Here is a 19,785-nt window from a genome sequence, read left to right as displayed (position 1 = left end):
CCAACCGACCGTTCGTTCGGCTAATTGTACGACTGTTTCCACCGGGCCACCAGTACCCCTGGCGACCTTCGCGAAGAGGCCGCCCACCTGCGAGGACGGTCCCCCGCGGGATCCGCGCTCAGACCCGCTCCACCAGCATCGCGACGCCCTGGCCGACGCCGACGCACAGGGCGGCGAGCCCCCTGCGGGCGTCCTCCCGTTCCAGTCGGCCCAGCAGGGTGAGCAGGATGCGGGCACCCGAGCAGCCGAGGGGGTGGCCGAGCGCGATGGCCCCGCCGTCGGCGTTGACCTTCTCCTCGTCGAGCTTGAGGCGGCGCACAACGGCGAGCGCCTGTGCGGCGAACGCCTCGTTGAGCTCGACCGCGCCCAGGTCCGTGGTCTGCCAGCCGGCCCGGGTGAGCGCCTTGTCGGTGGCGGGGACCGGCCCGAGGCCCATGAGGTTCGGCTGGACACCGGCCGAGGCGGAGGTGACGATCCGGGCGCGCGGGGTGAGCCCGTAGCGTTCGACCGCCGCCGCGCTCGCCACCACCAGCGCGGCCGCCCCGTCGGACAGCGGCGAGGAGGAGCCCGCGGTCACGATGCCGTCCGCGCGGAAGACGGTGCGCAGTGCGCCCAGCTTCTCCAGCGTGGTGCCGGGACGCGGGCCCTCGTCCCGGGTGACCTCGCCGTCCTTCACCGGGACCGGCACGATCTCCCGGTCGAAGTGCCCGGCCGCCTGGGCCGCGAGGGCCCGCTCGTGGCTGCGCAGGGCGAAGGCGTCGGACTCGGCGCGGGTGATGCCGTCGAGCGCGGCGACCTCCTCGGCGGTCTCCCCCATCGACAGGGTCACCTTCACCGCCTCGGGCCCGGCGTCCGCGGGCACGGCGCGGTCGGCGGCGGTGAAGCGGGGGTTGGTGAAGCGCCAGCCCAGCGAGGTGTCGTGCACCTCCCCCGGCTTGGCCCAGGGGGTGCCGGGCTTCGCCATCACCCAGGGGGCCCGGGTCATCGACTCCACTCCCCCGGCGACCACCAGGTCCGCCTCACCGGCCCGGATCGCCTGGGCGGCGGAGGCGACCGCCGTGAGGCCCGAGGCGCAGAGCCGGTTGACGGTGTGGCCGGGCACGGTGTGCGGGAGCCCGGCCAGCAGTACGGCCATGCGGGCCACGTCCCGGTTGTCCTCGCCCGCCTGGTTGGCGGCGCCCAGGACCACCTCGTCCACGGCCTCGCCGGGCGCGCCGGATCGCCGCAGCGCCTCTCCCACGACGAGGGCGGCCAGGTCGTCGGGACGGACACCGGCCAGGGCACCGCCGTAGCGGCCCTGCGGGGTGCGGGCGCCGTCGATCAGATAGACCTCGTCAGGCATGGGCGGCTCCTCTACGGCTGCGGTGGGGCGCCTCCCCCTGGCCTGGCGGCGCCATGTGGTCCACCTCTTGACAGGCAGGGGTCCGGCTGGATTACTTGGCCGTGCCGCACGCTAACCGAATGTTCGGTCGGGCCACAAGGTGGTGCACACGGTGACACGAGCCACTGACGCGATGGCGGACCCCGTCGCGTCGATGTTCGCCGGGGACCGGGCGTCCCGGGCGCTGGGCATCGAGCTGCTGGAACACGGTCCGGGAACGGCCGTGCTCCGCATGACCGTGACGGCGGACATGGTCAACGGCCATGGCGTCGCCCACGGCGGCTGCCTCTTCCTCCTCGCCGACTCCGCCTTCGCGTGCGCCTGCAACAGCCACGGGCCGGTGACCGTCGCGGCCGGGGCCGGCATCGACTTCGTCGCCTCCGCCCACGAGGGCGACGTCCTGACGGCCGTCGCCGTCGAGCGCACCCGCTACGGCCGGAGCGGCATATACGACGTGAGTGTCCTGCGGGGTGACGAGGTGATCGCGGAGTTCCGCGGGCGCAGCCGCAGCATCGGTACGAGCACCAAGGAGTCACAGCCATGACCAGCGAGCGCGAGACCCCGGCGACGGCCCCCGCCCGCCGGGGAGAGCCGCTTCCCGACGGCCTGCTCGACGACGGGGAGCGCCTGTCCCGCGAGGAGCTGCGCGCCCTCCAGCTGAGCCGGCTGCGCGCGACGCTGCGGCACGCCTACGACCGCGTCGAGCTGTACCGCAAGAAGCTCGACGAGGCCGGTGTCGCCCCCGAGGACTGCCGGACGCTCGAGGACCTGGCCCGCTTCCCGTTCACCACGAAGGCCGATCTGCGCGACACCTACCCGTTCGGCATGTTCGCCGTCCCCATGGACCAGGTCCGCCGCGTCCACGCCTCCAGCGGCACCACCGGCCGCCCCACCGTGGTCGGTTACACCGAGAACGACCTGTCGATGTGGGCCGACATGGTCGCCCGTTCGATCCGCGCCGCCGGCGGCCGCCCCGGCCACAAGGTGCACATCTCCTACGGCTACGGCCTGTTCACCGGCGGCCTCGGCGCCCACTACGGCGCCGAGCGGGCGGGGTGCACGGTGATTCCCGCCTCGGGCGGCATGACCGCGCGCCAGGTGCAGATCATCCAGGACTTCAGGCCCGAGATCATCATGGTCACGCCGTCCTACATGCTCACCCTGCTCGACGAGTTCGAGCGGCAGGGCGTCGACCCGCGCTCCACCTCCCTGCGGGTGGGCCTCTTCGGCGCCGAGCCGTGGACGGAGGAGATGCGCCGGGAGATCGAGGAGCGCATGGACATCCACGCCGTCGACATATACGGCCTGTCCGAGGTGATCGGTCCCGGTGTCGCCCAGGAGTGCGTGGAGACCAAGGACGGGCTGCACGTGTGGGAGGACCACTTCTACCCCGAGGTCGTCGACCCGATCACCGGCGAGAGTCTGCCCGAGGGCGAGGAGGGCGAGCTGGTCTTCACCTCGCTCACCAAGGAGGCGCTGCCGATCATCCGGTACCGCACCCGTGACCTGACCCGGCTGCTGCCCGGCACCGCACGGCCCGCGTTCCGCCGTATCGAGAAGATCACCGGCCGCTGCGACGACATGATCATCCTGCGCGGGGTGAACGTCTTCCCGAGCCAGATCGAGGAGATCGTGCTGCGCACCCCGGGGGTCGCCCCGCACTTCCAGATCGAGCTGTCCCGGCGGGAGCGCATGGACCACATGACGGTCCGCGTCGAGGCCCGCCCCGGCACCCCCGAGGACCAGCGGGAAGCCGCCGCGCGCTCGATCGCCCAGGGCGTCAAGGACGGGGTGGGTGTCACCGTGGGCGTCACGGTCGTCGACCCCGACACCCTGGAGCGCTCCCTCGGCAAACTGCGCCGGGTCAAGGACCTCCGCAAGGCGTGACGGGCCGGGCCGGAGGCCCTGCGTCGCACTGAACCCCGGTCAGAAAACGGCAAAGGCAAGGAGAGTGCTCTCCTTGCCTGTCTCAAGTTATAGCGCACAGGGGGGCTTGCGGCAAGACCCGGGGTACGGCGCAGAATCTTCGGCCGAGGCCACAACCTGCGGAAATGAGGGCGCGAACGTGCGTGTGTCAACGCAACGGACCACCGCTGTCTCGGGGGGGAACACGAGGAGCGAGCAGTATGTGTCCGCTCTCCAGGAGACCGACCGGAGTCAGGTCGCCCTGGTGGGAGGCAAGGGCGCGCACCTGGGCGACTTGTCGCGGATCGAGGGCGTGCGGGTGCCGGCCGGCTTCTGTGTGACGACGGACGCCTTCCGTCGGATCATGGCGGAGGAACCGTCGATCGAGGATCAGCTCGAGCGACTGGCGCTGGTGAGCCCGGACGACCGGGAGGCGATCCGTACGCTCAGTGCGCGGCTTCGCCTCACCGTCGAGGAGATCGCCGTCCCCGACGGCATCGCCGCCGCGATCACCGGCGCGCTCGCCCGGCTCGGTGAGCAGGGCGCCTACGCCGTCCGCTCCAGCGCGACGGCCGAGGACCTGCCGACGGCCTCCTTCGCCGGCCAGCAGGACACCTACCTGAACGTCGTCGGGCCGGACGAGATCCTCCGGCACGTCCGCCGCTGCTGGGCGTCCCTGTTCACCGAGCGGGCGGTGACCTACCGTCAGCGCAACGGCATCGACCACCGTGCGGTCCACATGGCGGTGGTCGTGCAGCGGATGGTGTTCCCGCAGGCGGCCGGCATCCTCTTCACGGCCGACCCCGTCACGGGCAACCGGAGGGTGGCCACCGTGGACGCCGGCTTCGGCCTCGGCGAAGCGCTGGTCTCCGGTCTGGTGAACCCGGACGTCTTCACGGTGCGCGACGGCGAGGTCGTCTCCAGGACGATCGCCGCCAAACAGCGTGCCGTGCTGCCGCTGCCGACCGGTGGCACCCAGGAGACGGCCGTCGAGGCGGGACGCCAGGAGCAGCCCGCGCTGACGGACGCTCAGGCGATCGAGCTGGTGCGGCTGGGGCGGGTGGTCGAGGCGCACTTCGGCCGCCCGCAGGACATCGAGTGGTGCCTGGTGGACGACGGCTTCCACATCGTGCAGAGCCGGCCGATCACCACGCTGTTCCCCGTCCCGGCCAGTGACGACGGGGAGAACCACATCTACGTCTCCGTCGGCCATCAGCAGATGATGACCGACGCCATGAAGCCGCTGGGGCTGTCCATGTGGCAGCACACGGCCATGGTGCCGATGTCCGAGGCGGGCGGAAGGCTGTTCGTCGACGTCACCCGGCGCCTGGCCTCGCCCGCGGGCCGTGCCGCCCTCCTGGACCTCATGGGGAAGGGCGACCCGCTGGTCAGGGACGCGCTGGAGACCGTCCTCGACCGGGACGACTTCGTCCTGCCGCTCCCGGAGCCGGGGCCCGCCGGACCACCGTCCCGCGCGGCGTCCGCCCCGGCGTCCGCTGCCGGCCGCACGCCCGCGCCGATCGAGACCGATCCGGCCATCGTGACCGGTCTGATCGAACGCAGCGAGGCGTCCGTCGCCGCCCTGGAGCGTGACATCCGCACGAAGACCGGCCCGGAGCTGTTCGACTTCCTCCAGGACGCGTTCGTGGAGCACAAGCGGGTCCTCACCGATCCGCTGAACCTGCCGGTGATCATGGCGGGGATGGAGGCCACCTGGTGGCTCAACGACAAGCTGCACGAGTGGCTGGGCGAGAGGAACGTGGCGGACACGCTCACGCTGTCCGCCCCCGACAACATCACCTCGGAGATGGGCCTGGCGCTGCTCGACGTCGCGGACGTGGTCCGCGCGCGTCCGGAGGTGGTCGAGTTCCTCCAGGGCGTCGACGACGAGGGCTTCCTGGACGAGCTGCCGAAGGTCGCGGGCGGTACCGAGGCGCGGGAAGCGATCGAGGCCTATCTCGACCGGTACGGCATGCGCTGCGTCGGCGAGATCGACATCACCAGGCCGCGGTGGCGGGAGCGCCCCACCACGCTCGTGCCCGTGATCCTCGACAACGTCAGGAACTTCGAACCGGGCGCCGCCCGGCGGCGTTTCGAGGAGGGCCGGCAGAAGGCCGAGCGGAAGGAACAGGAGGTGCTGTCCCGGCTGCGGGCCCTGCCGGACGGGGAGGTCAAGGCCGAGGAGACCAAGCGGATGATCGACCGGGTCCGCACCTTCATCGGGTACCGGGAGTATCCGAAGTACAACATCATCAGCCGCTACTTCGTCTACAAGCAGGCGCTGCTGGCGGAGGCCGAGCGGCTGGTGCGGGCCGGGGTTCTCGCCGAGCGGGACGACTGCTTCTACCTCACCTTCGAGGAGTTCCGGGACGCCGTACGGTCCGACGAGGTGGACCAGCCGCTCGTCCAGGAGCGCAAGGAGGCGTTCCGGGCGTACCAGGCACTCACCCCGCCCCGGGTCCTGACCTCCGACGGTGAGGCCGTCAGCGGGGCGTACCGGCGCGACGACGTGCCGGACGGCTCCCTCGTGGGCCTGGCGGTGTCCGCCGGGACGGTCGAGGGGCGGGCGCGTGTCGTCCTCGACATGGCGGACGCCGATCTCGAAGCGGGCGACATCCTGGTCACGTCCTTCACGGACCCCAGCTGGTCACCGCTGTTCGTCGGCATCGCGGGCCTGGTCACGGAGGTGGGCGGCCTGATGACCCACGGCGCGGTCATCGCCCGCGAGTACGGCCTGCCCGCGGTGGTGGGCGTCGAGGGGGCCACCCGGCTGATCCGGGACGGGCAGCGGATCCGGGTGCACGGCACCGACGGGTACGTCGAGATCCTGTCCTGACCGACGCGGCGACGGGCCGGCGGCTCACGGGACCCCTCGTCCCCGAGCGGCCGGCCCGACGCTCTGTCAGACCCCCGTGAGAGCGTGGTCGGTGGAGGGGCGGCACGTGGTCGGGGCCTGCGCGGCGACGGCCGGGTCGGCCGCCGTGGGCGCCTGGTGCGAGGGGGCCGTGCCGTGAAGGACATCGACACCCAGTTCCTGCGCGGCCTGTTCGACGAGGAGGGCAGCCTGCACGCCGCCGGCCGCACCGCCCTGTACCGGCTCTACGGCCTCGAAGGGCTGCTGTACGTCGGCATCACCACCAGCCCGCTCACCCGCATCCGCACCCATCTGCGCGAGCAGCCCTGGGGGCCCCGCGTCATCGCCGTCCGTATCGACTACCCCGACCACGCGGAGGCCGCCGAACGCGAGACCGTCCAGGCCGAACGCCCCCTGTACAACGTGGTCTTCAACGGGGCGACTCCTCCCCCGCCCCCCGACCCGGTCGCCCGGCTCAGGGCCCGGCTCGCCGCGCACCAGCGGCGGCTGGCGGAGTTCGAGGCGGCCGTACCGGAGTCCACGACCCATCTGCGGCTCCTCGTCCGGGGCATCGCCTCGGCGCAGTCGGCGATCGCAAGGCTGACCGAGGAGATCGCGGTGACCGAGGCCGCACGACGCTCCGCCGCCAAGGGCTGATGCGGGACCGCTGATGCCCGACGAGGGCCGACCGCCTGTGCGGTCGGCCCTCGGGCGCCCGTTTTCCGGCTACGGCCGTCAGCCGCACGTCAGGGTGGGTGCCCCCCAGTCGCCGTGGTCGTTGCCGTTGCCGTCGCCGGCGTCACCGACCTTCAGGTCGACCACCTGCGCGCCGCTCACGTCGACGTCGATCGGCACGGCGGCCTGTTTGCCGCGGATCGTCGGCGTGGTGACCAGGGTCCTGCCGTCGGCGATGACGGAGAAGGTCACCGTTCCCGCCCCGCCGGTCTCGTCGTCGACGCCCACGGAGGCCGTCAGCCGCGTGCACTGTCCGGCGAGGTAGAGCTGGACGTCGCTGAGCGAGTTGGTGCCGAGGCCCTTGGGGTAGGTCACGCCGGCGATGCTGATCGGACGGCCGTCCCCGGCCGCCTGCTCGCCGACGCTGCTGTCCCGCTCCACCGGGCCCCATCCGTTGGTGGAGGACAGGAAGGGCAGATCGCTCACCGCGCTCTTCCCGGCCGGCGGAGCCGGTGGGATGCCGCCGATGACGCGTTCGTCGCTGCCGGTGGCCCGCCGTCCGTTCTGCGCGTAGCGCACGGTGGTGGTGAGCGCCGAGGCGGAGGGCAGGTCCCCGGCCGGTGGCTGGACCTTCCAGGTGAAGGTGGCCGACTTCCCGGGTCGCAGGTACGTGAGGGAGGTGGGGCTCGTGGCGCTGACGCTCCACCCGTCGGGGGCGGAGAGCGCGGCCGTCAGGTCGGACGCCGGGCTGCCGCCCTTCGGCACCGTCACGGTCGTGCTCGCCGTGAAGGCCTCCGACGGCTGGGCGGTGTCGGGCACGGCCAGGGTGACGTCGGCTCCCGGACGCTTCGGCATCGCGTACTTCCGGGCGTCGTAGCGCGGGCTGTCGTTCTGCGCGACCCGCAGGGACGAGGCGTAGCTGCCGTAGTTCGTGAGGGAGACCTTGCCGAGGCCGCCGGTGCTGCCGTCCAGGTTCCACACGGCGATGGCGATGCTGTTGTGGCCGTTCGGGTCGAGGATGCCGTTGGGGACCGGGAAGGTGTGCTGCGGGCCGAGGTAGTTGACGTAGTTGCCGACCTGCCAGCCGTTCACGAAGATCGTGGCCCGGTACTTGCGTGCCGGGTCGTCGGTGAACGTCAGGCCGAGCGAGGTGTCCTGGCCGCGCGGCAGGTCCAGGCTGACGTCGGTGCGGTACCAGGAGACACCGGGGCGGGTGTCGGTCGTCGGCAGGGAGACCCGGTTCCACTTGGCGTCCGGGTAGCCCGGCAGGGACCAGCCCGCCCGCTCGCCGTACAGGCCGCCGGTCGAGAGCGGGCCGCGGACCGGGTCCTGGAGGTCCTCGCCGCCGCGTACGCCCTGCAGGCGCCAGGTGACGGAGGTCAGCGGGGCTCCGACGAGGGAGGCGCTGGTGAGGCCGCGCGCGGTCTTGTTGCCGTTGGTGGAGTTGTAGTCCTCCTCGTGGCCCATGTTCACGGTGAGCACCGAAAGGACGTTGTCGCCCTGGGACCTGACCGCGCCGGCCGGGAAGGTGAAGTCGGCGCTGCCCGTGGTGGAGCTGCCCAGGAAGGTGCCGTTGAGCCAGGCGGAGAACGCCTGGGCGCCGCCGCCGGAGTCGGAGACCAGGTGGATGCCGGTCTCCTTGCCGCTCGCGTGGAAACGGCCGCGGTACCAGGTGTTGCCGGTGTGGAAGCCGTAGTCGTCGGCGTAGAGCACGGGCAGTTTGTTGATGCCGGAGACGCTGTTGGTCGTCGTCCTGTCGGCCACCTGCCAGCTGGTGTCGTCGAAACCGGGGGCCGCTTCGGGGGATTCCTCGGCGTGCTTCCAGTTCGTCAGCGCCGGCAGGTGGATCGCGGCGGCCGTCGGGATCTTGCCGGTGAGGCTCGGGGTGTCGGTGGTCCGGGTCTTCACCGGTCGGCCGTTCCAGGTGACGTGACCGGCGGAGGTGAACACCTCGATGTTGTTGTCGTCGGCGTTGTCGCCCGTGAGCGCAACCGTACGGCCGTTGTCGAGACTGGTCGCCGTGCGCAGCAGATGGGTGCCGCGCACCAGGACCGGGCCGGTCGCGGTGTCCTGGCGCCAGAAGGTCTTCGCCGTGGCCTTGTCGCCCACCAGGAGCAGCAGCGGACGCTGTCCGGGGGCGGTGACGGTGACGCGGATCAGGCCCTTGTGGGTGTAGTCGAGGCGCAGATCGCCGGTGGTGGCGTCCCAGGTGGTCGTCACCGTGCCGCCGGTGGCGGTCACCGTGGGCTTGGAGGCGTAGCGCAGGACCGTCTCGCCGTCGCTGTCCGTGTCGCCGTAGAGCACCGCGACGTCCCGGTCGCCGATGGTCGCGTCGGTCATGAGCTCCGATGTGGAGTACTGCAACTGCGCTTCGCCGAGGCGGTAGTTCGCGACGATGACGTGGGAGTCGCGGCCGTCGAGGGTGATCGCGGTGCCGGGCTGCTGGGGTACGACCGGGTAGGTCGGCTGTTCGGCGGCGGTACCGGTGGGCACGTCGATGGCGTCGATCGCTACGTAGTTGTCGGTGGAGCCCGAGCCGTGGGTCCCGGTGACGACGATCTTCAGGGTGTGCGCACCCGGGGTCAGGCCGGTCTTCTGGAAGATCACCGCCTGGTTCTCGCTGCCGGAGTCGTCGACGGTGGCGACCTTGGTGCCGTCGAGGTAGACGTCCGCGTTGCCGTGGTTGTTGGTCTTCGAGCCGATCCAGCGGATCGCGGTGCCGTCGAAGGGCACGGTGAGGGAGTCACCGGCCTTGTTGGAGAACGACTCGGTGTGCTTGTAGTCGCCGCCGGTGTAGCTGGTGTTGGCGACGTGCGACCACGAACCGCTGTACTGGAGCGCGGAGTCGGGGTCGTCCCAGGTGTAGGTGGTGTCCCCGGCCGGCTGGGCGTTGAAGTCCAGCGCGATGTGCGTCCGGTCGACCGCCGTGGACGTGGAGTTGCCGTGCCGCAGGACGTGGAACTGCGTCTTGGTGTCGGGGTTCATGCGTGCCGTGTCGACGACCGCGGAGTCGTCCGGGGGTGTGGCCCGGATCGCGTCGGTCTTGGTGAGCGGGGCGACCGCCTGGGTGAAGTACCCGATCAGCTTGTCCTCGTCGTACTTCGGGTCGAACTGGCGGGTCTCGCGGATCGCGGCTCCGTAGTCGTACGACGTGTAGTTCTGGGGCATGCTCAGCCAGCCCCAGTTGGTGCCGCCGTACGTCATGTAGAAGCTCTGCGCGGTCGCGCCGACGGCGATGTTCTGCTTGTAGAAGACGTTGGCGAACTGGTCGTTGATCAGCTGGGCGCACTTGTCGTAGCCCGGTCCGCCCCAGGGGTCGAAGGCGCCGCCCTGGAACTCCGGGGAGTACAGGGGCTTGCCCGCGGGGTGGTCGTAGCTGATGTCGGGGACGCCGTTCCACTTGGTGGGGTTGGAGCAGTCGAAGCCCTGCGGGTAGGAGTCCGGGCCGTCCACGTCCAGGGCGCCGTCGCCGGAGTTGAAGGTGCCGTTGTTGTTGCCGGTGAGCGGCACGGTGATGCCGTCGGCGCGGGCCTTGTCCTCCAGGTGCTTCATGTAGGAGCGGGCGGAGGCGGAGCCGTTGTAGTACTCGTTCTCGACCTGGTAGGCGATGACCGAGCCGGTGCCGTTGGTGAGTTGATGCCGGGCGATGATCCGGTCGATCTGCGTCAGCCACTCGTCGGCGTACTTCAGGAAGCGCGGGTCGTCGCTGCGGTTGTTCTCGGCCTTGGTGGTCAGCCAGCCCGGCAGGCCGCCGCTGTCGACCTCGGCGTTGATGTAGGGCGCGGGGCGCGCGATGACGTAGAGGCCGGCCTCCTCGGCCATGTCGAGCAGCTTGTCGACGTCCCGGACGCCGGTGAAGTCGTACACGCCCGGCTTGGGCGAGTGGTAGCCCCAGTCGAAGTACAGGGAGGTGGAGTTGAAGCCGGCGGCCTTCATCTTCTGGAAGATGTCCCGCCACAGGTCGGGGCTCGGGAGCCGGAAGGAGTGGAACTCGCCGGACCAGAGGTAGGTGCGTCTGCCGTCGACGAGGAACGAGTAGCCGTCGTAACTCACCGTGTGTGGCGTCGGGTCGGCGGCAGGTGCGGCGGCCGGTGGCGGCCCGTCCGCCTCCCGCGCCGCGGCCGGCGCGATCGTTCCCGTCGCCAGGGCGATGGTCGCGGCCGTCGCGAGGACCGCCCTCCCCCACCCGCGGCGACCGGGTCTCGCGGTCTCCGAATCGTTCCGATTACCCCGCACTGCGGCCTCCTTACGGCCTGAGCAATCAACATCACACAGACTCAGGCAAAGTCGAACAGTAGGGGGGCAGTTGGCTCAACACAATGGGTCGGAAGAAGACAAGGACTTTGCCCGTCGCCCGCCCGAACTCACCGCCCCGGACGGCGGACCCGTACCGGATGCCCGTCGCGGCAAGTAGGGTCCGACAGCGTGAGACTCGCGATCTTCGATCTGGACGGGACCCTGGTCGACCGCAGCGGCGCCTTCGCCGACGCCGTCACCAGCCTGAGCGGCGACCACGGCTACGGCCCCGAGGTCGAGCAGTGGCTGCTGACCGAGCTGGCCGACCACGCCGAGCGCGCCGACTTCGACCGGCTGCGCGCCACCTTCCCGGTCCGGGAGAGCGCCGACCATCTGTGGCGCGTCTACATCGACCGCATGGCGTCCTCGGTGCACTGCCGCCCCGCCGTCCTCAGCAGCCTGGAGCGGCTCAAGGAGGCGGGCTGGAGCGTCGGCGTGGCCACGAACGGCGCCAGCGACATCCAGCGGGCCAAGATCCAGGCCACCGGGCTCGCCGACCTGATCGACGGGATCGCGGCGTCCGGCGACATCGACATCCGCAAACCCGACCCGCGGCTGTTCGAACTGGCCGCCGCGCGCTGCGGGACGCAGCTCAGCCCCGGCGACTGGATGACCGGCGACAATCCCGAGACCGACATCGTCGGGGGCCACGAGGCGGGGCTGCGCACCATCTGGGTCACCGGCCGCCCCTGGCCCGAAGGGCTGCTCACGCCGCACCACACGGTCCAGGACGTCGTCGGCGCGATCGACTACCTGCTCGCGGAGGACTCCGCGTAGCGCCAGGACCGGCTCCGCATCGACGCCGGCTCAGCCCCCGGTTCCGTACCCTGGCACGCATGCGCACGCGTCCCACGCTCCACTGGACCCCACCCCCGGACCTGCCGCCGGGGACCACCGATCTTCGGCCCGTGGTCGACGCGCTGAGCGTCGGCGGGGTGCTGGTGATCACCGGGGCGGGCATTTCCACGGAGTCGGGCATCCCCGCCTACCGGGGCGCGGGCGGCAGTCTGACCCGCCACACGCCGATGACGTACCAGGACTTCACCGCCTCCCCGCAGGCCCGGCGAAGATACTGGGCGCGCAGTCATCTGGGGTGGCGTACCTTCGGCCGCGCCCGCCCGAACGACGGGCACCGGGCCGTGGCCGCGTTCGCCCGGCACGGTCTGCTCTCGGGCGTCATCACCCAGAACGTCGACGGCCTGCACCAGGCCGCCGGCAGCGAGGGTGTCGTGGAACTGCACGGGAGCCTGGCGAGGGTCCGCTGCCTCGCCTGTGACGCCATGACCCCGCGTGGTGACCTCGCCGTACGGCTGGAAGCGGCCAACGCGGGATTCGCGCCGGTGGCCGCCGCGATCAACCCGGACGGCGACGCCGACCTCTCCGACGAACAGGTCGCCGGCTTCCGCGTCCTGCCCTGCACCGACTGCGGTGGGATCCTCAAGCCCGACGTCGTCTTCTTCGGCGAGTCGGTGCCCGTCCAGCGGATCGAGCACTGCCGCGGGCTGGTCCGTGAGGCGAGTTCGGTGCTGGTCCTCGGCTCCTCGCTCACGGTGATGTCCGGGCTCCGGTTCGTCCGCCAGGCGGCTCAGGCCGACAAGCCGGTCCTCATCGTCAACCGGGATCCCACCCGCGGTGACGCGCTCGCCCACACCCGCGTCGGCCTCCCGCTGGGCACCGCCCTGTCCGCGGTCGCGGACCGGCTGAACCTCTGAGCCCGTGTGCGCCCCGGCGGGTCAGGGACGGGTGGCCGTCTCGCTGTCGGGGTGGATGGTGAAGATCTGGTCGAGGCCGACGATGCGCAGCACACGCAGCATGTTCGGCGGTACGGCGGCCAGCGCGATGTCGGCCTGGACGGTCTCGGCGCGGGAGCGGGCGGCGAGCAGGGCCGTGATGCCGCTGGAGTCGCAGAACTCCAGCCCCCTCATGTCCAGGACCAGGCGTTGTCCAGGGCCGAGGGTGAGGGCGTCCAGGCGCTTCTGCAGTGCGGAGACGTTGGCGTAGTCGAGTTCGCCGGCGATCTCCACAACGGGACCGGTCGCGGCGTCTCGGGTCGTGATGTTCAGCGGGCTCATCGTTCGTTTCTCGTCCGGGGGTCGTCGGCGGCGGGGACGCCGATGGCGAGCAGGGCGGTGTCGTCGTCGAGGCCGTCACCGAAGCTGTCCAGGAGGCCGGTCAGGGCCTCGATGACGGAGTGCGGGCTCTTGCCCGCATGGGCGGTGACGAAGGCGAGGAGCGCCTCGTCGCCGTAGAGACCGGTGCGGTCCTGGCCGGTGCGGGCCTCGGTGAGGCCGTCCGTGTAGAGGAGGAGCGTGTCGCCGGGGCCGAGCACGGTCGTGGCGGTGGTGAAGGGCGCCGACGGCAGGATGCCGACGAGCAGGCCGCCGGGCGTGCGCAGGAAGTCGGCCGTGCCGTCCGCGCGCAGGACGATGACCGGGGGGTGGCCGCCCGAGGCGAGGTGGACGGTGAGCCGGCCGGTCGCGGGATCGGGTTCGAGGGTGCCGTACACGGCGGTGCAGTAGCGGGGGTCGCCGCTGCCTGCGTAGCGCTCGTGGAGCACCTTGTTCAGGGTGGTGAGGGCGGAGACGGGGTCGGGGTCGTGGACCGCGGCGGCACGCAGGGTGTAGCGGGTCAGCGAGGTGAGGGCCGCGGCCTGCGGGCCCTTGCCGCACACGTCGCCGAGGAAGAACCCGAAGCGTTTGCCGTCGATGGCGAAGACGTCGTAGAAGTCGCCGCCCAGCCGGTCGGGCGAGGCCGTGTGGTAGTGGGCGGCCGTCCGCACCCCGGGTACCTCGGGCAGGGTGTCCGGCAGCAGCGACTGCTGGAGGACCGCGAGCGCCTCCTGGAGGCGGGTGCGGTCGGCCTCCGCCTGCCGGCGGGCCTCCTCGGCCGCTTCCCGGCGGCGCAGGAGCTCCTCCTCGTAGGCGCGGCGGTCCCGGCCGTCGAAGACGGTGGTGCGGATCAGCAGCGGCTGCCCGGTGGTGCCGTGCTTGACCGCGGACGAGACCAGCACGGGCATCCGGCCGCCGCCGGTCCGCTTCATCTCCAGGGCTATGCCGCTGATCTCGCCCTGCATCCGCAGCAGCGGGCCGAAGTGCGTCTCGTGGTACAGCTTGCCGCCCATGGTCAGCAGGTCGGTGAACCGCATCCGGCCCACCACGTCCTCCCGCTCCAGGCCGAGCCAGTCCAGCAGCGTGGTGTTGATCTTCGCTACGGTGCCGTCCATCAGCGTGGAGAGGTATCCGCAGGGCGCGTTCTCGTACAGGTCCTCGGCTCCGTCCTCCAGCAGCGCGGCGAACGCGGCGTCCGTCACCTTCTCGCCGTCGGCGTCCTGCGGGTCGGGTTGCTGGTCGGCGCGGCACATCATCACAGGCTCGCGAGGAAGTCGGTGATCGCCTGGTTGGTGGCTTCGGGCGCGGACAGGTGCGGGCAGTGTCCGGTGGCGTCGAGGGTGACCAGGGTCGAGCCGGGGACCGCCCGGTGGACGAAGGCTCCGACCTCCCGCGGGGCGATGACGTCCTGGGTGCACTCCAGGATCAGGGTCGGCACGGTCACGCCCTTGAGGTCGTCCCTCGAGTCCGACAGGAACGTGGTCCGGGCGAAGACGCGTGCCATGTCCGGGTCGGTGGCGCAGAAGCTGTTGCGGAGCTCGTCGCCCAGTTCGGGCCGGTCCGCGTTGCCCATGATCACCGGGGCCATCGCGGCCGACCAGCCGAGGTAGTTGGCCTCCAGCGAGGCCAGCAGCTCGTCGATGTCCTCGGCGCTGAAACCGCCCCGGTAACCCTCGTCGTCGATGTAGCGCGGGGAGGGGGCGACCATCACGCGGGCGCCGATCCGGTCGGGAGCCAGGCCGGCCGCCAGCACCCCGATCATCGCGCTGACGGAGTGGCCCACGAACACGGCGTCCCTCAGGTCGAGCGCCTCGCACACCTCCACGACGTCCCGGGCGTACCCCTCCAGGGAGGAGTACCGGTCCTCGGAGAACGCGGAGGCGTCCGAGCGGCCCGAACCCACGTAGTCGAACAGCACCACGCGGTGGTCGTCGGCCAGCGCGGGCACCGTCAGCCGCCACATGTTCTGGTCGCAGCCGAAGCCATGGGCCAGCACCACCGTCGGCCCCTGGGGGTTACCGGTGACGGTCACGTGGTTTCTGCTCGCGATGTCCATACCGGACAGTCTCTCAAGTCGCACCCGCGCCCCGTGACGCGCGGTACCGGAGAGCGGGGGTGCGGCTCGGTACGGGGAGCGGGGGCTCGGCTCAGACGCCCGGGCGGGCGCCCTGCACGTGGAAGTTGAAGTCGCCGTGGCCGAACGTGCCGTAGAGGCGCAGCCAGATCGGCAGGAGCATCTCGGCGCCTCGGGCGCTGCTGATGTCGCCCAGGTCGATGACGCTGGACTCCGGCCACCCGAAGGAGCCCAGCAGAGCGGTCACGGCCTTCTTGGCGCCGGTGTCGTCGCCGCTGACGAAGACGGTGTGCTCCCCGGCCACCCTGGCCGGATCGACCATGACGAAACAGTTCATGGTGTTGAGGGTCTTCACCACCAGCGCGTCGGGGAAGGCCCGCTGGATGCGCTCGCCGAGGCTGTCGGTGTTGACCGGGTCGAGCGTCGGCGGCATCCCCGCGGAGAAGTCGAGCGGGTTGGCGATGTCGATCAGGACCTTGCCGCTCAGGTTGCGCGCGCCGGCCGCCAGGAGCACTTCGATGCTCTGTCCGCCGGCCGTGGCGTTGACGATCGTTTCTCCCGAGGCCGCGGCCTCCGCGAAGGTCGCGAGGCGCACCTGGCGGTGCTCGGCGTGCCACCGCCCGAAGGGCGGGTTGCCCATGCCGTCGGGTTCCGTGCGGGCGAGGGTGGCCGCGGGGTCGCGGGTGCCGATGACGACCTCGTGGCCGAGGGAAGCGAGCTTGGCCGCCACGGTCCGGCCGACGATGCCGGTACCAAGGACTGCGTAACTCATTCGAGTGGGTCCTTTCGCGAGCTCGGGCGATCGGGAGGGGTGCCTGCCACCACGACGGCGAACCGGGTCATGGCCCGTCGCCTGCCGACAGTAGTGGTCGATACGTCCGCCTGATCCCCTCTATCGTGGAAAATCACATCATGATGGCTCGCTTCGAGGCAGGCTGCACATGAGGGAACCGCAGATCGACCACGCGGCGGTCTTCCGCGCCCTGCCCGGCATGGTGGCGCTGCTGACGCCGGAGCTGGTGTACGTGAACGTCAACGACGACTTCGTACGGATCACCGGTCGCGCCCGCGAGCAGCTCGTCGGCCGCTACATCTTCGACGTGTTCCCGGAGAATCCGCACGACGACGCCGCGGCCGGAATGCGGGAGACCCGGGAGTCGATGCTGCGCGCGGTGGCCACCGGTGAGCGGGACACCATGGCGGTGCTGCGCTACGACATCGAGGATCCGCAGCGGCCCGGTCACTGGGAGGAGCACTTCTGGAGTCCGGTCAACGCCCCCGTCCTCGGCGCCGACGGGAAGGTGACGCTGCTCGTGCACCGGGTGGAGGAGGTCACCGAACTCATCCGGCACCGCGGCGGGCCGGGCGGCGACAGCCGGGCACGGGTGCTGGAGGCCGAGCTGTACACCCGGGCCCGGGAGCTCCAGGAGGTCAACGAACGCCTGCGCAAGGCGCACGCCCGCGAACGCGAGGTGGCCCTGGCCCTTCAGGAGGCCCTGCTGCCCGCCCCCGGCCCCCTGGGGCGTCGCGAGGCGGCCGTGCGCTACCGGCCCGCCGTGGGCGCCCTGAACGTGTGCGGTGACTGGTACGACCTGGTCGACCTGCCCGACGACTGTCTGGCGGTGGCCGTCGGTGACGTGGTCGGACACGGCCTGGCGGCCGCCTGTGTCATGGGCCAGCTGCGCAGCGCGCTGAGCGCCGCCACCCTGGTCGCCGACGGTCCCGCCCGGGCTCTGGAGGCCCTCGGGCTGTACGCCCGCTCCGTCGAGGGCGCCGAGTCGACCACGGCGGCGACGGCCTTCGTCGACTGGGGCAGCCACACCCTCACCTACAGCAGCGCGGGCCATCTGCCGCCCGCCCTGCTGCACCCGGACGGCACGGTGACCTTCCTGGACCGGGCCACCGACCCGCCGCTCGGCGCGAGCGTCGAGCACTCGGTGCGCCCCGAGGCCAGCGCGCCCTTCGTCGACGGCGCCACGCTGGTCCTCTACACGGACGGTCTGATCGAGCGCCGTACCGAGGACATCGACATCGGCCTGGACCGTCTGGCCGACTCGCTCACCCGCCACCGCGACGCCGGCCCCGAGGATTTGGCCGACGCCCTGCTCGCCGAGCTGCTGCCGCCCACGGGCAACGCCGACGACACCGCCCTGGTGGTCATCCGCCTGTGACGCGGCGGGCCGTCGGACGCGAGGCGGTGACGGCCGTGCCGTTCTTCCCGCGCCGGACCGACGCCAGGGCTCCCAGGACCCGGCCCCGGCTGCCGTCGGGGACCGTCCACACGGGGTGACCTCGTACCGCCCACGTCTGCAGCAGGGCGTTCGCCGCGAGGAAGCCGCTGGTGGCGGCGCGTTCCATCAGGGCCACCGGGAGGTCCGTGCGCACCAGGTCACCGGCGAGCACCAGGCCCTGTTGCGGTGTCCGGACGCCCGGGCGGTCCGCGTAGCCGCCGACGGGGAACAGGGGGCAGTCCCGGCGCCATTCGTGGCGTGCGTCGAGGATCCGCGCGTCGCGGGTCTCGGGGTAGACGTCGTGGAGCCGCGCGATCAGGTGCCGGGCCTCGGTGTCGGGGTCGGCGGTCTCCGGCAGCGCGTAGCCGTGGAGTTCGACCACCGAGCCGCCGGTGCGGGTGGACCAGGCAGCGGCCTCCCGCTCCCAGCGCTCCAGGACGCTGACGTTGTCCAGCGAGCCGTACCCGGCCGTGCCCAGGAACCCGGGCCGCTCGGGGGCGACGGGGCGGTCGAGCCAGAGGCGGGAGACGAGGAAGGGCGGGGCGGTGCGCAGGCGGGCGATCCGTTCGCGCCAGGCCGGGTCCCCGAGCCGGGGCGAGCGGCCGACCAGGGAGCGCAGCCCGCCCGTGTCGAGGGCCAGGACGACGCTGTCGTACGGCAGCTCCTCCCGGTCGGTGGCGACGGTGAAGGTGCCGTCGGCGGCGGGCGTGACGCTCTCGACGGGGGTGGACGGGCGCAGGTCGGCGCCGTGGCGGGACAGATGCTCGGCGAGGGGGTCCCACAGGGCGGTCGGGAAGGGGTCCACGGGGACGTCGAAGAGGAGTCCCTCGGAGCTGCCGAGGAAGTAGATGTGGAACATCAGGACCATCTCGGCGGCCGAGAGCTCGCGGGGGTCGGCGAAGAAGCTGCGGGAGAAGACCTCGAAGGCCAGGTGGCGCGCGGCGGCCGGGAAGCGCAGCGAGCGCAGGAAGTCGTCGGCGCTCACCCCGTCCAGTTCGGCGTAGACCTCGGGGACGCTGACGTCGAGCAGGGGCAGGGCGGCGACGGGGTTCATGCGTGCCAGGTCCCGCCAGCGGAAGGACGGGCTCAGCGCCACGAAGCCCAGCGCGCTCAGGGGTGGCGTGCGCGGCACTCTGCGGAAGCTGTCGTGCAGCCCGTCGCGGTGCACGAGCGGATAGTCGGGCAGGCCGGTGAGGCGTCCCAGGCGGGGATCGGTACGGCGGAGCAGGGCCCGCAGGTTGTAGTACTGGCGGAAGAACGCGTGGAAGCCGCGGCTCATCGTCGCGGTGGAGCCGTCGTACAGCTCGGTGCTCCAGCCGCCCACGCGGCCGCCCAGGTAGGGCTCGCGCTCGTAGAGCGTGACCCGCACGCCCCGTTCGGCGAGTGCCGTGGCGGCGGCGATGCCCGCGATGCCGCCGCCCACGACGGCGGTGCTGCGCGAGCGGCCTCCGACCCGGCTCGCTCCGGGCGGCGGGGGCAGCAGGACGGCGCGGCGGTCCCGCCCGGGGCGGGCGGCGCTCACCGTGCGCCCCGGGCGGGCGGGACGGCGCGGCGGGCGACGACGGTGTGGGTGATGCCGGTCTGCCAGCCGGGCAGCGGCAGGGCCCGCACCTGGTCGAACCCCCGGGCGCGGACGCGGTCCGTGAACCGGTCGACGGTGTCGAAGTCGACGACACTGCGGCACAGATGGCGGTAGAGGTCGCCGTCTCCGAGGGCGGTGGCGACGGGCAGCACCAGTCCTCGGCTCACCGCCGTCCACACGGCGCGGTGCAGTGGGTGGCCGCTGAGGGTGTACTCGTGCACGGCGAGGCGGCCGTGCGGGGCCAGCAGGTCGTGGACGGCGTCCAGGACGGCGTCCGGGTCGGCGACGTTGCGGAAGAGGTAGGCGGCGAACACCGCGTCGAAGGGCCCGGTGACACCCGCCGCCGCGAGGCCCTCGGCGGGAGCGCACACGAACCTGACCCCGCCGGGCCACGGCTTGGCCCTGGCGCGGTCCAGCATGCCGGAGGAGGCGTCCACGGCCGTGATGTCGGCGCCGGGCAGCACCCGGGCGAGCGCGGCGGTGGAGGCGCCGGTCCCACAGCCGAGGTCCAGGACGCGCAGGCCCGTCCCCGGGTGCGGGAGCCCGAGTCGGCGGGACGAGCGGCGCAGATGGGCGTGGTAGCCGGGGTTGGCGGCCACGAGTGCGTCGTAGCTGTGCGCCGCGTGGTCGAAGGCGGCGGCCAGGTCTGCGTCACGCAGCAGGGTCATGCTGCCTCCTG

Annotated in this window: 15 protein-coding genes; 7 read left to right on the top strand and 8 right to left on the bottom strand. The window is 72.0% G+C overall.

All coding sequences use genetic code 11. From position 1 onward, the window contains the following. Positions 1–118 precede the first annotated feature (118 nt). Positions 119–1,342, bottom strand: a complete 1,224-nt coding sequence (locus tag AC2XR2_RS41905) for a thiolase family protein (protein WP_491518010.1) — start codon at positions 1,340–1,342, stop codon at positions 119–121. A gap of 172 nt (positions 1,343–1,514) precedes the next feature. On the opposite strand from AC2XR2_RS41905, the gene paaI reads away from it, so the two are divergent. The 4 genes from paaI to AC2XR2_RS41885 all read left to right on the top strand — a co-directional run bounded on the left by paaI (position 1,515) and on the right by AC2XR2_RS41885 (position 6,797). Further along, the gene (gene paaI / locus AC2XR2_RS41900; protein ID WP_391192712.1) at positions 1,515–1,925 is read left to right on the top strand and encodes a hydroxyphenylacetyl-CoA thioesterase PaaI; all 411 of its coding nucleotides are present in this window, start codon (positions 1,515–1,517) and stop codon (positions 1,923–1,925) included. Further along, positions 1,922–3,268 carry a phenylacetate--CoA ligase PaaK gene (gene paaK / locus AC2XR2_RS41895; protein ID WP_491518009.1) on the top strand — a complete coding sequence of 449 codons (1,347 nt, stop codon included), beginning with the start codon at positions 1,922–1,924 and terminating at the stop codon, positions 3,266–3,268. The genes paaI and paaK overlap by 4 nt, the downstream gene beginning before the upstream one ends. A 241-nt stretch (positions 3,269–3,509) precedes the next feature. Beyond that, positions 3,510–6,122 (top strand): rifamycin-inactivating phosphotransferase, encoded by a 2,613-nt coding sequence (gene rph / locus AC2XR2_RS41890; protein WP_491518008.1) that lies wholly within the window; start codon positions 3,510–3,512, stop codon positions 6,120–6,122. A gap of 174 nt (positions 6,123–6,296) precedes the next feature. Next, positions 6,297–6,797: a GIY-YIG nuclease family protein gene (locus tag AC2XR2_RS41885; RefSeq protein ID WP_330262362.1), complete on the top strand. Its 501-nt coding sequence runs from the start codon at positions 6,297–6,299 to the stop codon at positions 6,795–6,797. A gap of 78 nt (positions 6,798–6,875) precedes the next feature. Here AC2XR2_RS41885 and AC2XR2_RS41880 read toward each other — a convergent pair whose 3' ends face one another. Then, positions 6,876–11,051, bottom strand: coding sequence for a beta-galactosidase (locus AC2XR2_RS41880; protein WP_491518007.1), 4,176 nt, complete (start codon positions 11,049–11,051; stop codon positions 6,876–6,878). Between the two features lie 189 nt (positions 11,052–11,240). Between AC2XR2_RS41880 and AC2XR2_RS41875 the strand changes: the two genes are divergently transcribed. Beyond that, the gene (locus tag AC2XR2_RS41875; protein ID WP_381305678.1) at positions 11,241–11,888 is read left to right on the top strand and encodes an HAD family hydrolase; all 648 of its coding nucleotides are present in this window, start codon (positions 11,241–11,243) and stop codon (positions 11,886–11,888) included. A 59-nt stretch (positions 11,889–11,947) separates the two neighbouring features. Continuing rightward, the gene (locus tag AC2XR2_RS41870; protein WP_381305680.1) at positions 11,948–12,823 is read left to right on the top strand and encodes an NAD-dependent protein deacetylase; all 876 of its coding nucleotides are present in this window, start codon (positions 11,948–11,950) and stop codon (positions 12,821–12,823) included. Positions 12,824–12,844: 21 nt separating this feature from the next. Here the strand turns inward: AC2XR2_RS41870 and AC2XR2_RS41865 are convergent, their stop codons facing one another. The 4 genes from AC2XR2_RS41865 to AC2XR2_RS41850 form a co-directional block, all read right to left on the bottom strand. Beyond that, positions 12,845–13,183 (bottom strand): STAS domain-containing protein, encoded by a 339-nt coding sequence (locus tag AC2XR2_RS41865; RefSeq protein ID WP_381305683.1) that lies wholly within the window; start codon positions 13,181–13,183, stop codon positions 12,845–12,847. Beyond that, positions 13,180–14,472: a PP2C family protein-serine/threonine phosphatase gene (locus AC2XR2_RS41860; protein ID WP_381305686.1), complete on the bottom strand. Its 1,293-nt coding sequence runs from the start codon at positions 14,470–14,472 to the stop codon at positions 13,180–13,182. The genes AC2XR2_RS41865 and AC2XR2_RS41860 overlap by 4 nt, the downstream gene beginning before the upstream one ends. A 2-nt stretch (positions 14,473–14,474) precedes the next feature. After that, a complete protein-coding gene (locus AC2XR2_RS41855) occupies positions 14,475–15,275 on the bottom strand; it encodes an alpha/beta fold hydrolase (RefSeq protein WP_491518006.1) in 801 nt (266 codons plus the stop codon). A gap of 91 nt (positions 15,276–15,366) precedes the next feature. After that, entirely contained in the window at positions 15,367–16,065 is a 699-nt protein-coding gene (locus tag AC2XR2_RS41850) for an NADPH-dependent F420 reductase (protein ID WP_491518005.1), read from the bottom strand. Between the two features lie 169 nt (positions 16,066–16,234). Here AC2XR2_RS41850 and AC2XR2_RS41845 point away from each other — a divergent pair, with 169 nt between their 5' ends. Next, on the top strand, positions 16,235–17,464 hold the full coding sequence (locus tag AC2XR2_RS41845) for a PP2C family protein-serine/threonine phosphatase (protein WP_491518004.1): 1,230 nt from the start codon (positions 16,235–16,237) through the stop codon (positions 17,462–17,464). On the opposite strand, the gene AC2XR2_RS41840 is transcribed toward AC2XR2_RS41845, so the two are convergent. Further along, complete coding sequence (locus AC2XR2_RS41840; RefSeq protein ID WP_491518003.1) at positions 17,451–19,046, bottom strand: FAD-dependent oxidoreductase; 1,596 nt, start codon at positions 19,044–19,046, stop codon at positions 17,451–17,453. The two genes, AC2XR2_RS41845 and AC2XR2_RS41840, sit on opposite strands and share 14 nt — an antisense overlap. Then, entirely contained in the window at positions 19,043–19,774 is a 732-nt protein-coding gene (locus AC2XR2_RS41835; protein WP_491518002.1) for a methyltransferase domain-containing protein, read from the bottom strand. Before AC2XR2_RS41835 ends, AC2XR2_RS41840 begins: the two co-directional genes overlap by 4 nt. Positions 19,775–19,785 lie beyond the last annotated feature (11 nt).

The sequence above is a fragment of the Streptomyces sp. LS-MS-L19 genome (assembly GCF_058382285.1).
This window is presented reverse-complemented; position numbering and strand designations above follow the sequence as displayed.

Bases quoted from the DNA above. Each gene is read 5' to 3' on its own strand.
- AC2XR2_RS41845 (WP_491518004.1), top strand. From the start codon at position 16,235: ATGAGGGAACCGCAGATCGACCACGCGGCGGTCTTCCGCGCCCTGCCC.
- paaK (WP_491518009.1), top strand. From the start codon at position 1,922: ATGACCAGCGAGCGCGAGACCCCGGCGACGGCCCCCGCCCGCCGGGGA.
- AC2XR2_RS41855 (WP_491518006.1), bottom strand. From the start codon at position 15,275: ATGGACATCGCGAGCAGAAACCACGTGACCGTCACCGGTAACCCCCAG.
- paaI (WP_391192712.1), top strand. From the start codon at position 1,515: ATGGCGGACCCCGTCGCGTCGATGTTCGCCGGGGACCGGGCGTCCCGG.
- AC2XR2_RS41835 (WP_491518002.1), bottom strand. From the start codon at position 19,774: ATGACCCTGCTGCGTGACGCAGACCTGGCCGCCGCCTTCGACCACGCG.
- AC2XR2_RS41905 (WP_491518010.1), bottom strand. From the start codon at position 1,342: ATGCCTGACGAGGTCTATCTGATCGACGGCGCCCGCACCCCGCAGGGC.
- AC2XR2_RS41860 (WP_381305686.1), bottom strand. From the start codon at position 14,472: ATGTGCCGCGCCGACCAGCAACCCGACCCGCAGGACGCCGACGGCGAG.
- AC2XR2_RS41865 (WP_381305683.1), bottom strand. From the start codon at position 13,183: ATGAGCCCGCTGAACATCACGACCCGAGACGCCGCGACCGGTCCCGTT.
- AC2XR2_RS41850 (WP_491518005.1), bottom strand. From the start codon at position 16,065: ATGAGTTACGCAGTCCTTGGTACCGGCATCGTCGGCCGGACCGTGGCG.
- AC2XR2_RS41870 (WP_381305680.1), top strand. From the start codon at position 11,948: ATGCGCACGCGTCCCACGCTCCACTGGACCCCACCCCCGGACCTGCCG.